The sequence below is a fragment of the Hyphomonas sp. genome, from assembly GCF_016125515.1.
Taxonomy (GTDB): domain Bacteria; phylum Pseudomonadota; class Alphaproteobacteria; order Caulobacterales; family Hyphomonadaceae; genus Hyphomonas.
Genome location: NZ_WGLO01000019.1, coordinates 26,265 through 38,220 on the forward strand (window position 1 = coordinate 26,265; position 11,956 = coordinate 38,220).

Below are 11,956 nucleotides of genomic sequence, written 5' to 3' on the forward strand. Positions count from 1 at the left end.
ATACGCCAACCGTTCCCCCTTGTCACGCCGCCTGCGGCCGCCGGCCTGTGCAATGCAGCAGGCGCCCTCTATATCCCCTGCATGAGCGACATGCCCTCCCGCCCCGGTGATCCTGAACGCAACCGCCTGACCGGCCGCCTCGTGCGCACGGCCCGGGTCGGCGCGAACCTGTCCGGCGCTGGCATGGCCTTCGCGGCCCAGTCCTTGTTCGGCGGGGAGGCGGGCGACGAGAAAATCGCCAAGGCCCTCGCGGCGGCGCTCGGCAAATCCAAGGGGCCGCTGATGAAGGTCGCCCAGCTCCTGTCCACCGTGCCGGACCTGCTGCCCGCCGAATACGCCGCCGAGTTCAGCCAGCTGCAGGCTGAGGCGCCCGCCATGGGCTGGCCTTTCGTCAAACGCCGCATGCGCGCCGAGCTCGGCCCCGGCTGGGAGGCGAAGTTTGCCAGTTTCACCCATGAGGCTGCCCATGCCGCTTCGCTCGGCCAGGTTCACCGCGCCACGCTGCATGACGGGCGCCAGGTCGCCTGCAAGCTGCAATATCCTGATATGGCCAGCGCCGTGGAATCCGATATCGGCCAACTGCGCACACTGCTCGGCCTGTTCAAGCGGATGGACGGCTCGATCGATCCCGATGCCATGGTCGAGGAAATCACCGACCGGCTGCGCGAGGAACTCGACTACGGGCGCGAGGCCAAGCACATGGCGCTGTATGGCGCGATGCTCGCCGACAAGACCTTCGTCACTTGTCCCGAACTGGTGCCCGACCTTTCCGCTGAACGCCTTCTCACCATGACCTGGCTGTCCGGCGACAAGCTAAGCGCCTTCGAGGACGCCCCGCAGGAAACCCGCAACCGGATCGCCGAGATGCTGTTCTGGACCTGGTGGGGCCCGATGAATTCTTACGCCGTCATCCACGGCGATCCCCATCTCGGCAATTACCAGGTCACCGGCGGCGGCACCGGCATCAACCTCCTCGATTTCGGCTGCGTGCGGGTCTTCCCGGCGAAGTTCGTCGGCGGCGTGGTCGATCTCTACCGCGCGATGCGGTCGAACGATTTCGATGCTGCCTATGCCGCTTACGAAACCTGGGGCTTCGAAAACCTCTCCCGCGACCTTGTCGAGGTGCTGAACGTCTGGGCCCGTTTCATCTACGGCCCGATCATCGACGATCGCGTCCGTACCGTCGCCGACGGCGTGACCGCCGGCGAGTATGGCCGCAAGGAAGCCTTCCGCGTCCGCCAGCTCCTGAAAGAAAAGGGGCCCGTGAAGATCCCGCGCGAGTTCGTCTTTATGGACCGCGCCGCCATCGGCCTCGGCGCCGCCTATCTCCGCCTCGGTGCAGAGCTGAACTTCCACAAGCTTTTCGAGGAGAGCCTCGAAGGCTTCTCCATCGAAACCGTCGCCGCCCGTCAGGCGGACGCGCTCGCCGCCGCCAGCCTGACCTGAGCTGACCCCAACCTCTTACCCCTTGTTCTCCCGGCGCAAGCCGGCGACCCAGATTTGAGCAAAGCCAGCCCGAAGGCTGCGTCCGGACGCCCGCGCAGCGTCAGTTCATCTTGAAGCGGATCGGCACGGTTTTCGGCCCGCAGACGAAGTTGGCCTGCGTGCGGGTCGGGGTGCCGGCCAGCTCGACCGACTGGAGGCGCGGCAGCAGTTCCTCCCACAGGATGCGCATTTCCATCCGGCCGAGGTGCTGGCCGAGGCAGACATGCGCGCCATAGCCGAAGGCCACGTGCTTGTTCGGCGTGCGGTCGGCCTTGAACGTGTACGGATCATCGAACACGGCCTCGTCGCGGTTGCCCGAGGGATAGGACAGGAACAGCCAGTCGCCTTTCCGGATCGTCTTGCCCGACACTTCCGTATCGGCAGTCGCCGTGCGCATGAAGTGTTTCACCGGCGTCTCCCAGCGGATCGATTCCTCGACCATCGACGGGATCAGCGACAGGTCGTTCTTCACCTTCCGGAACTCGCCTTGATTTTCCGCAATCGCCCACAGCGTTCCGGCCGTGGTGTTGGAGGTCGTGTCATGGCCGGCGGTGGCTGCGATGATGTAATAGCTCATCGCCTCCAGATGGCCGAGCGGTTGTCCGTGTACGGCGCCATTGGCGATCACGCTCGCAAGATCGTCGCGCGGATTCTTGCGGCGGTCCTCGGTCATTGCGTTGAAATAGGTCATGAAATCGAAGATCGTGGCGTTCAGCATGTTCAGCGCTTCGCCCGCATCCTGCATGTCCTTGCCGCTGCGGTTCACATCGGGGTCCTGCGTGCCGAACAGTTCCTGGGTCAGCTTCAGCATGCGCGGCTCGTCGATCGCCGGCACGCCGAGCACTTCCATGATCACGTGCAGCGGATAAAGGAAAGCGACATCGCGGGCGAAGTCGCACGCGTCGCCTTTCTCGGCCATCTGGTCGATGAAGCCGCGGGCGATCTCGCGGATCCGGTCTTCCAGCTTGCGCAGGTTCTGCGGCATAAACCAGGACTGGGTCAGCCGGCGGTACTGCATGTGATCGGGGTTATCCATCTGCACCAGCGAGCGCAGGATATTCGGCGAGCCGCCCATCATTTCGCGCACCCGCTTGTCGGCCTCGATCGTTGTCAGCGTCGCGGAGCGGTCCTCATTGTGGAAGAGGTCGTTCTGGCGCTCTATGTTCAGGATGTCCGCATGACGGCTGACCACCCAGAACGGGTCGAAGCCCTCGACCTCGGCTACATCCAGCGGCGCATTCTGGCGCAGCCAGGCAAACGCCTTGTGCGACCTGCTCCAGTCCGCATAGGCCCTGGGATCAACGACATCATTTGCGATTTCAGCGGGTATGGCCATGGGTTTCCTCCAGAGGTCAGGTCTTGTGGTTGCGATGTTCGTATCACTTAGTTGATATACAACCAACAATTATGTTAGGGGTGCGACATGAAGGAAAGCAACACGCAGCTGGGCGCCCCGGCGCGCCGCATGACGCAGGCCGAACGGCGCGACCGGTCGGAGCGGGAGCTGATCGCGGCGGCCATCACGGTCGTGGCGGAGCAGGGGGTATCGGCCGCCACATTCGACATGATCGGCCGGGAAGCGGGCTTCTCGCGCGGTCTGGTCACCCAGCGGTTCGGCTCGAAGGACGGATTGATCCGGGCACTGATCAGCCACCTGCACGACTGGCAGGCTGACATCCTGGACGCCGGCCATGTCGAGGAGATGGACGGGCTGACGGCGCTGATCGCCTTCGTCCAACTGCACACCGACCACCTGCGCGAGTCGCAGGAGGGCGACGCCTATTTCATGCTTCTCGCGGGCGCGGTGGCCGACCGGCTGGACACCCGCGCCGCCTTTGCCGAGTCGCATGAGGTGGAGCGCGCGCTCATCCGCGCCATCATCCGCCGGGGCCAGGCCAGCGGCCATATCCGGCCGGACATCGACGCCGATGCCGAGGCGCTGCTCGCCGGCTGTAGCCTGCTGGGCATCCGCATGCAGAACATGATCGATCCCGAATTCGACGCCCGCCCGGTCCGCGACGCGCTGATCGGGTCACTCCGTAGCCACCTCGCCCCCAGATCCGGAAAGGCCTCCCAATGAGCGAACCCTACAAGACCTGGCAGTGCCGGACCTGCGGCTATCTCTATGAGGAAGCGATCGGCGATCCCGGCGAAGGCCTCGCGCCCGGCACCCGCTGGGCCGACATTCCGGATGACTGGATCTGCCCGCTCTGCGGCACGCCGAAAGCCGAATTCGACATGGTCGAGATCTAGCGGGCCGCCACCCGCCGGCACTTGCCGCTGGCCGTTTCGCAATCCATCCGGTCAACGTCGATCAGGTCGCCGAACGGGTTGAGCGTCGCCGGGTCGTCCACCTTCAGGGTCAGCGCATAGGCGTCGCCGATATTGGCGGCGCTGCGGAACCACGAGAGGGACGTGCCCGCGCACAATGTCTTTGTTTCGCCCGGCTGGAGCGACAGCGACGAGACGCCGGGCGCCGTAGCCACCCATTCGCCCTTGGCATCATGCAGGGTCATCAAGTAGCGCAACTTGCGGTTCGAGGCATTGCGCGCCTCGGCGCAGGCTTCGAGGTGGCGCGTGCCATTGAGCCCTGCACTGACGGACTGGGACACGGCGCCGAACTGGCCTTCGGTCACCCCGCCCGGATAGAGCATGGAGCCGAAGCGGGAATTGACCGCCCGGTAATAGGTGTAGGCGGCGACCTCGCAGGCGGCATGCTGTCCCCCGGCTTGGGCCCTTGGGTATGTCGCGTCGCAGGCCTCGCGCATGTCGGCAAGGAAGTCAGCGTCGCAGACGCCCTGGTTCAGCGCGCCGGAGCGGTAACAGGCATCGTGGAACTTGCAGGCCTCCAGGAAGGGGCCATCCGGCACGATCGCATCCAGCACGTCCCGGCCTCCGCAGGCATCGAGGGTTTCGCGGGCGCCCAGCACCGAGGCGGAAACGACGGCATTGTCCCGGTAGCGCGGGTCGGCCAGCGCGGGGGCTGCGAGCGTGCTGGCGATCAGGGCGGCGGCAGGCAGGACACGGAGCATGGACCGCATGGTTTGCGATCCCCGATGGCAAATTCAAGGCATCCCTTGCAGTTGGCCCGGCAGAAGGTTTATCCCGCCCGCCATGACCGATGATTTCAACCGCTACCAGACTACCGAACTGCCGCCCGGCTACAGCCAACTCGCTTGGCATCGCGGCTTCGGCCGGCAGATCGGCCCTCTGTTTGAGAAGCGCGAGAACCGGCTGCTGACCCGAGCCTTCCGGGTGGAGGAGTATCACACCAACGGCATGCTCAACGCGCATGGCGGCATGCTGATGACCTTTGCCGACATGGCCTGGGGCGGGGCGGTGGAGCAGGACGAGGACACCTGGTGGGTGACCGTGCGCCTGCTGTGCGACTTCCTCGCGGGCGCGCCGCTCGGCAGTTTTGTCGAGGGCAACGGCGTCGTGGTCGGCGTGCAGGACGACGTGATCACGGTCGAGGGCCGCATCCGGGTCGGCGACAAGACGGTCATGCGCGGCACCGGCATCTTCAAGATCATTCCCCGCCGCGAAGGCGCGCCGGGACGGGGCGCGGCCCCGGCGCCCTGACCGGGGTCAGGCGCGGTGGGCCCTGGCCTCCATGCCGGTTTTCCATAGCGAGAACAGGATGGCGCCGCCCAGCAGCGACACGGTCGCGATCAGTGACCATTGCGGCTCCAGATACGGCACCAGCTTCATCTCCTTGTAGAGCAGGAAGTTCCAGAAGATCTTCAGGCCGATCAGGACCAGCACCAGCGACAAGCCATACTTCAGGTACTTGAACCGTTCCACCGCCGCCGAGAGCATGAAATACATCGAGCGCAGGCCGAGGATGGCGAAGATGTTCGAGGTGTAGACGATGAACGGGTCGCGCGTGACCGCAAAGATGGCGGGCACCGAGTCGACCGCGAAGATGATGTCCACCGCTTCGACCATCAGCAGGCAGAGCAGCAGCGGCGTCGCCCAGAGTACGGCCTTGCCGGTGACGGGGTGGGGCCGGCGCACGACGAAATTGTGGTTGTCGATGGTGTCGGTCACCCGCATCCGTTTGCGCAGGAATTTCAGGACAGGGTTCTGGTTGAGGTCCATCTCGTCATCGTCGCCAGCGCCCGACAGCAGCATCTTGCCGCCGGTGAAAAGCAGGAAAGCGGCAAAGATGTAGAGCACCCAGGTGAACTCGTTGACTACCGCAGCGCCGAGCGAGATGAAGATACCGCGGAACACGATGGCGCCGAGGATGCCCCAGAACAGGACCCGGTGCTGGTATTCCCGCGGGACCGCGAAGAAGGTGAAGACGAGGCCGATGACGAAGATGTTGTCGAAGGCGAGGGCGGTTTCCAGCAGGTAACCGGTCGCGAACTGCATCGTGGCCTGAACGTTCAGGTTCTCGGGCTCGTTGTAGAAGGCCGGATCGGGCTCGTAGAAGAAATAGATGTAGGCGCCGAAGGCCACTGCCAGCGAGGCGAAGCAGGCCCACATGACGGCGCTCTTGGCCGGCGAGACGACGGCGTCCTTGCGGTTCAGGAGGCCGAGATCAACCCAGAGAAGGCCGATGATGAGACCGAGGAAGGCAAGCCAAAGCCACAGGGGCTGGCCTGCGTAGGCGACAGTCACGATTTCAGGCATGGGTGTCCAGAGGTCCGGAGAAGCGCGCCGCGTCAGCGCAAGTTCCGTGAGGGATCCGACATCGCATTTGCCGCCGCAAATGCCAGAGGGGCCCGGCTCCAATTCCGTGGCAGAACGTAGTACGTCCCCGCGCCGGGTCAAGCGGCGGCGCTCAGGCCGGCGGGGCCGGGAGCGGTTGACTCCGGCCCGGCACGCCAGTATCCGCCAGCGCCATGAACGCCCATCTGTACCACCACCATTACGCATGACGCGCCGGCGAGGCGCGAACCGGTCCGGCTGCGCCTCTGATAGTGTTCACTCCCCAGAACCGAAGCAGATGAGGCAGGCCAGGGCCGGGGCCCGCGCCCGTTCGACGTGCCGCCTTCCCATTCCGGCCCGCGACGTTTAAGCGGGCCCAGCCCGATACAGGACCCGACTGACTATGAGCGACAAGGCCTCCCCGCCCGCCACCGGCAAGGATCTCGCCCGCAAGCCGCGCGGCTTTCCCGACAAGCGGGAAGGCCTGATCCATGCGCAGGCCCGGCTGGTGGAGACGGTCACCGGCGTTTACCGCCAGTGGGGTTTCGAGGCGCTCGATACCGGCGCGTTCGAATATGCCGACGCGCTCGGCAAGTTCCTGCCCGATGACGACCGGCCGAATGCCGGCGTGTTCGCCATCCAGGACGATGACGAACAATGGATGTCGCTGCGCTATGACCTGACCGCGCCGCTCGCCCGGTTCGTGGCGGAGCAGGGCCAGGGACTGGGCCGTCCGTTCCGGCGCTATGCGGCGGGCCCGGTCTGGCGCAACGAGAAGCCCGGCCCCGGCCGGTTCCGCGAATTCTGGCAGTGCGATGCCGATACGGTGGGCGCGTCCGGCTTCCATGCCGATGCCGAGATGATCGCGATGGGCGCCGAGGCCCTGCGTGCCATCGGCATGCGGGACGGCGAATTTGTCGTGCGCGTGAACACACGGCGGCTGCTGAACGGCGTGCTCGACTCTGTCGGCGCCGAGAAGGCCGAAACGCGCCTTGCGATCCTGCGCGCGCTCGACAAGCTGGACCGGCTGGGCGCTTCGGGCGTTGCCGACCTGCTCGGCGCGGGCCGCAAGGATGACAGCGGCGACTTTACCAAGGGCGCCGGGCTCGGCGCGGACGAGGTGAAGCGCGTGCTGGCCTTTGCCGAAGCGGGCGCTGCCACGCGGGCGGTGACGCTGGCCAACCTCGCCAAGGCGGCAGGATTTACCGACGAAGGCAAGGCGGGCCTTGCCGAACTCGAAGCCATCGCGCTGGCACTGGAAGCGCTTGGCGCGCCCGAGGACGATGTGAAGATCGATCCGTCCGTGGTTAGAGGACTTGAATATTATACCGGCCCGGTCTTCGAGGCCGAGCTGCTGCGCGAGGTCACCGGCGAGGACGGCAAGACCTATCGGATCGGTTCGATCGGCGGCGGCGGACGCTACGACGACCTCGTCGCGCGCTTCACGGGTGAGACGGTTCCAGCGACGGGGTTCTCCATCGGTATCTCGCGCCTCGCTGCGGCGCTGGCGATCCTGGGCGAGGGCGCAAAGCTCGACGGGCCGGTGGTCGTGCTCAATCTGGACAAGGACAATCCGGCGCTTGCGCTCGGCCTGGCGACAGAGCTGCGCCGAGCCGGCCTGCGCGCCGAGGCCTATATGGGCGCGTCGTCCATGAAGGCGCAGATGAAGTATGCCGACCGCCGCGCCTCGCCGGCCGTTGTCATCGTTGGCGGCGATGAGGTGGCGAAGGGCACAGTGACCATCAAGGATCTCGAGATGGGCGCGATGAAGGCCAAGGCCATCTCGTCGAATGAGGAATACCGCGACGCGCGGCCGGGCCAGATCGAGGTGCCGCGGGCCGAGATGGTTTCAGCCGTGCGCGCAATTGTCGAGGCGCAGCGATGAACCACGACGCTCTTGTCGCTGTGGCGCGCGCGGTGTTCGAAGCCGCTGGCGGCACGCCGATCGATCCCGACTATGTTCTGCCAGCGGACATTCCGCTGGAGCTGTCCGGCGAAGCCGTCCGCGCACGCCTGTGCGTGTTCACGGACAATCGCGGCGCCGAGATGGTGATGCGGCCGGACCTGACGTTGCCGGTGGCCCAGCGCGAAGTGGCGCGGCTCGCAGAGGCGGGCGCCTCGGCCAAGACCTACACCTATGCCGCGCGGGCGTTCCGCCTGCCGGCGGCAGCGGATGATCCGTTCGAGTTCACGCAAGTCGGCGTCGAGCGTTTCGGACATGACGCCGGCCCAGCCGCTGATGCCGAACTGTTCGCGCTGGTCCACCGCGCGGTGGAAGCCTGCGGTGTGCAGCCGGTCGCAGTGGTCACGGGCGATCTCGGCATTTTTCCGGCCTTCATCGATGCGCTCGGGCTCCCCACTGTCTCGACCGATCTTCTGAAGCGGGCCTTTCGCCAGGAAGGCGGCGTGCGCGCCGTGCTCGACGCGGGTGCGCGCGAACTCGATGCCGACGTGCTGGCGGCGCTGGACGCGGACGGTGCCGAAGCGGCGCTCGGCGCGGTGCTGGCGGCGCGGGCCATTCCGCTCGCCGGTGCGCGCAGTCTCGCCGAAATCGTGGACGGCCTGCGGGCGCGGCGCGCCGCGATTGCGGCGGGCGGCCTGCCGGAGACAGCGCGCGCGGCGCTGCTGGCGCTGCGCGATGTTGATTGTCCGCTTACGGAGGCACCCGGCCGGCTGAGCGATCTGGCACGCACGTATGGCCTTGCCGGCGCGGACGCGGCGCTCGCGGCATTCGCGGCGCGGGTCGAGAAGATCATGGCGCTGGTGCCGGCGGCCCGCCGCACGGCGGCTTTCCGCGCAGGCTTTGGCCGCCGCTTCACCTATTATGACGGCTTCGTGTTCGAAGTGCTCGCAGATGGTCTGTCGGCCAGCCAGCCGGTGGCGGCGGGCGGCCGGTATGACGGCCTGATCGCGGGTCTGTCTTCGGGGCGTGTCTCGGCGACCGGCATCGGCGGCATCGTGCGGCCTGACCGTATGGTGCGTGTACGGAGGGCGGGCGCATGAGCCGGCTGACGATTGCAATCCCGTCCAAGGGGCGGCTGAAGGAACAGACCGAGGCCTGGCTCGCCGGCATCGGTCACCCGCTTCGTCAGATCGGCGGGGAGCGGGGTTATACCGCAGAGCTCGAAGGGCTGGACGCCGAAGTGCGCCTCCTCTCGGCGCGCGAGATCGCGCAGGGCCTGATCGAGGGCAGCCTACATTTCGGGGTGACGGGCGAAGACCTGCTGCACGATCTTGCCCCGGACGGGCCGGCGGAGTTCCGTGTGCTGAAGCGGCTCGGCTTCGGCGGGGCCGATGTGGTGGTGGCGGTGCCACAGGCCTGGTTCGACGTTGATTCGATGGCGGATCTAGAGGCGGCCGGCGCCGCTTTCCGCAAAGCCCACGGCCGGCGCCTGCGCGTGGCGACGAAATACATGCGCATCACGCGCCGTTTCTTTGCCCAGAAATCCGTCGGTGAATACCGTCTGGTTGAAAGCGCGGGGGCGACCGAGGCGGCGCCGTCAACGGGGACCGCTGACGTCATCGTGGACATCACGACAACTGGCGCCACGCTGAAGGCCAACGGACTCAAGATCCTTGGAGACGGCGTGATCCTGAAGAGCGAAGCGGCGTTCACGCAATCTGTGCGCGCAGACTTCGGCGGCGGGGCCGGGCAGGCCGCAGAACAACTGATGGGCGCCTTGTCGCAGGCGGATCACATTTCCTGAAAAAATGTTTCGACACATTCTTGACACAAGTCCGGATTCCGTGACGTATGAACAGGCAAGTTTCTGGGAGGAAACGCTGCAAACGGTGGAGGGGCGCAGCTAGCCGGCAACGGCGCTGCGCCTCTTTTTCGTTCCAGCTTCCGTTAATCAACAGTCTGCCGTGGGGGCCGCCCTTTTCGGGGAAGGCCGGGTTCCAGTTCGTCAAGACTTCAGGGGGAGTCGAGGGGCGTTGGAGGATCTTGGCGTCCAGAACCCGGCTTCACGAATAACAATAAGACCATATCGAATAACGTCAATACTTTTTATTGTTATTCGATCACCCCTTGGATTAATTCTCGGTAATCCGGCCCCTCATGTTGACTTGGCGTCCGCTCCGTCCCAAGCGTGGCCCTCCCCAATTTACCCCCCAAGCCGCCGGAGCCGCCGCGATGCCTGAAGACAATTCCCTCAAGGACCCCCGCCAGCATATCCTGCCGGTGTACCGTCCGCCGGAGGAGGTCTTCGTTGAAGGTCAGGGCGCCTATCTCTTTACCGAGGATGGCCGCCGCTATCTCGATTTCATTGCCGGCATCGCCGTCACGGCGCTGGGCCATGCGCATCCGGCACTGGTCGATGCGTTGCGCGACCAGGCCGGCAAGCTCTGGCACACGTCCAACATGTTCCGCGTGAAGGGTCAGGAAGATCTCGCCGACAAGATCTGCCGCGATACGTTTGCCGACCGTGTGTTCTTCACCAACTCCGGCACGGAAGCGGTAGAGTGCGCGATCAAGTCGGCGCGCAAGTATCACTGGTCGCAGGGCAATGCCGACCGGATCGACATCATCACTTTCACCGGCGCCTTCCATGGCCGCTCGATCGGCGCGATCAATGCCGGTGGCAATCCGAAATACCTTGAAGGCTTCGGCCCGAAACTGCCGGGCTTCGTGCATCTCGAATGGGGTGACCATGAGGCGCTGAAGAAGGCCGCTGCGGCGCCAACGGCGGCGGCGATCTTCGTCGAGGTCGTGCAGGGCGAAGGCGGCGTGCGCGCCATGCCGGAAGCCTGCATCAAGGGTCTGCGCGAGCTCTGCGACGAGCACGGCATCCTACTGATCTTCGACGAGGTCCAGTGCGGCATGGGCCGCACCGGCAAGCTCTGGGGTTATCAGTGGGCCGAGGGCGTCGAGCCGGACATCCTTTGCGCCGCCAAAGGCATCGGCGGCGGCTTTCCGTTCGGTGCGTGCCTGATGACCGAAGCCGTCGGCGCACCGATGCAGCCTGGTAGCCATGGCTCGACCTATGGCGGCAACCCGCTCGCAATGGCGGTCGGCAATGTCGTGTGGGATATCGTCAGCGACGAGGCCTTCCTCGCCAATGTCCGCCGCGTGTCGGGCGTATTGCAGCAGGGGCTGAAGAGCCTCGCCGACTCGCATCCGGACAAGGTGGAGAGCGTCACCGGCAAGGGCCTTCTGACAGGCATCAAGCTGAAGGCCGATCCGAAAAGCCTGCAGGGCCTCTGCCGCGATTCAAACCTGCTGGTGGGCGTGGCCGGTGCCAACGTGCTACGCCTTGCGCCGCCGCTGGTGATCGAGGACGCGCATGTCCGCGAAGCCGTGGGCGTCATGGATGCAGCCCTGACAGAGTGGGTTCCGGACTGACCCCATGACGAGGCTGGAAGGCAGCTGCCATTGCGGCGCGGTGCAGTTCCGCATCGAGAGCGATCTGGCTGACCTCTACAGGTGCGACTGTTCGCTGTGCCGGATGAAGAATGCGGTCATGATCACCGTGCCTGAGCGTGCCTTCACGCTGGTCGCCGGCGCGGATATGCTGAGCGAGTACAACTGGAACGCACGGATCGCCCGGCACTTCTTCTGCTCGAAATGCGGGATCTATACGTTCCACCGCAAACGGTCGATGCCAGACCATTACGGGATCAACGTGAACGGCCTGGCCGGCGTCGATCTAACGGGGCGACCGATCCGGCTGGCGGACGGAACCGGCATGAGCGTCAAAGCGCAGGGCGCGCGCGAGGCCTGGACCGGTCCGCGCACGGATTAACTATCGAGCATGGAAGACGGAATGTCGGGGGCAGGCAGAGAGAGCGTCGCCTACCCCCGAGTTCAGCGCGC

The 11,956-nt window shown here is 65.7% G+C and carries 11 protein-coding genes and 1 pseudogene; 9 read left to right on the forward strand and 3 right to left on the reverse strand.

Annotated elements, in window-relative coordinates; genetic code table 11:
• Positions 1-81: 81 nt before the first annotated feature.
• On the forward strand, positions 82-1,446 hold the full coding sequence (locus tag GC148_RS13785) for an AarF/ABC1/UbiB kinase family protein (protein ID WP_291071571.1): 1,365 nt from the start codon (positions 82-84) through the stop codon (positions 1,444-1,446).
• Positions 1,447-1,546: 100 nt separating this feature from the next.
• Here GC148_RS13785 and GC148_RS13790 read toward each other — a convergent pair whose 3' ends face one another.
• The gene (locus GC148_RS13790; RefSeq protein WP_291071572.1) at positions 1,547-2,821 is read right to left on the reverse strand and encodes a cytochrome P450; all 1,275 of its coding nucleotides are present in this window, start codon (positions 2,819-2,821) and stop codon (positions 1,547-1,549) included.
• An 87-nt stretch (positions 2,822-2,908) separates the two neighbouring features.
• On the opposite strand from GC148_RS13790, the gene GC148_RS13795 reads away from it, so the two are divergent.
• The gene (locus GC148_RS13795; RefSeq protein ID WP_291071574.1) at positions 2,909-3,565 is read left to right on the forward strand and encodes a TetR/AcrR family transcriptional regulator; all 657 of its coding nucleotides are present in this window, start codon (positions 2,909-2,911) and stop codon (positions 3,563-3,565) included.
• On the forward strand, positions 3,562-3,738 hold the full coding sequence (locus GC148_RS13800) for a rubredoxin (RefSeq protein ID WP_291071576.1): 177 nt from the start codon (positions 3,562-3,564) through the stop codon (positions 3,736-3,738). Before GC148_RS13795 ends, GC148_RS13800 begins: the two co-directional genes overlap by 4 nt.
• Here GC148_RS13800 and GC148_RS13805 read toward each other — a convergent pair.
• The gene (locus tag GC148_RS13805) at positions 3,735-4,517 is read right to left on the reverse strand and encodes a hypothetical protein (RefSeq protein ID WP_291071578.1); all 783 of its coding nucleotides are present in this window, start codon (positions 4,515-4,517) and stop codon (positions 3,735-3,737) included. The genes GC148_RS13800 and GC148_RS13805 overlap by 4 nt on opposite strands.
• 82 nt (positions 4,518-4,599) lie before the next feature.
• Between GC148_RS13805 and GC148_RS13810 the strand changes: the two genes are divergently transcribed.
• A complete protein-coding gene (locus tag GC148_RS13810) occupies positions 4,600-5,067 on the forward strand; it encodes a hotdog domain-containing protein (RefSeq protein WP_291071580.1) in 468 nt (155 codons plus the stop codon).
• Positions 5,068-5,073: 6 nt separating this feature from the next.
• Here GC148_RS13810 and GC148_RS13815 read toward each other — a convergent pair whose 3' ends face one another.
• Positions 5,074-6,123: a TerC family protein gene (locus GC148_RS13815; protein WP_291071582.1), complete on the reverse strand. Its 1,050-nt coding sequence runs from the start codon at positions 6,121-6,123 to the stop codon at positions 5,074-5,076.
• Positions 6,124-6,544: 421 nt separating this feature from the next.
• On the opposite strand from GC148_RS13815, the gene hisS reads away from it, so the two are divergent.
• The 5 genes and pseudogenes from hisS to GC148_RS13840 all read left to right on the forward strand — a co-directional run bounded on the left by hisS (position 6,545) and on the right by GC148_RS13840 (position 11,885).
• Positions 6,545-8,026 (forward strand): histidine--tRNA ligase, encoded by a 1,482-nt coding sequence (hisS, locus tag GC148_RS13820; RefSeq protein WP_291071584.1) that lies wholly within the window; start codon positions 6,545-6,547, stop codon positions 8,024-8,026.
• Positions 8,023-9,144 (forward strand): ATP phosphoribosyltransferase regulatory subunit, encoded by a 1,122-nt coding sequence (locus tag GC148_RS13825; protein WP_291071586.1) that lies wholly within the window; start codon positions 8,023-8,025, stop codon positions 9,142-9,144. Before hisS ends, GC148_RS13825 begins: the two co-directional genes overlap by 4 nt.
• Positions 9,141-9,815 (forward strand): annotated as a pseudogene (gene hisG, locus GC148_RS13830) (ATP phosphoribosyltransferase); the annotation flags it as partial. The gene GC148_RS13825 and the pseudogene hisG, both read left to right, overlap by 4 nt.
• Positions 9,816-10,276: 461 nt before the next feature.
• A complete protein-coding gene (locus tag GC148_RS13835) occupies positions 10,277-11,485 on the forward strand; it encodes an aspartate aminotransferase family protein (protein ID WP_291071590.1) in 1,209 nt (402 codons plus the stop codon).
• A 4-nt stretch (positions 11,486-11,489) separates the two neighbouring features.
• The gene (locus tag GC148_RS13840; protein ID WP_291071592.1) at positions 11,490-11,885 is read left to right on the forward strand and encodes a GFA family protein; all 396 of its coding nucleotides are present in this window, start codon (positions 11,490-11,492) and stop codon (positions 11,883-11,885) included.
• Positions 11,886-11,956 lie beyond the last annotated feature (71 nt).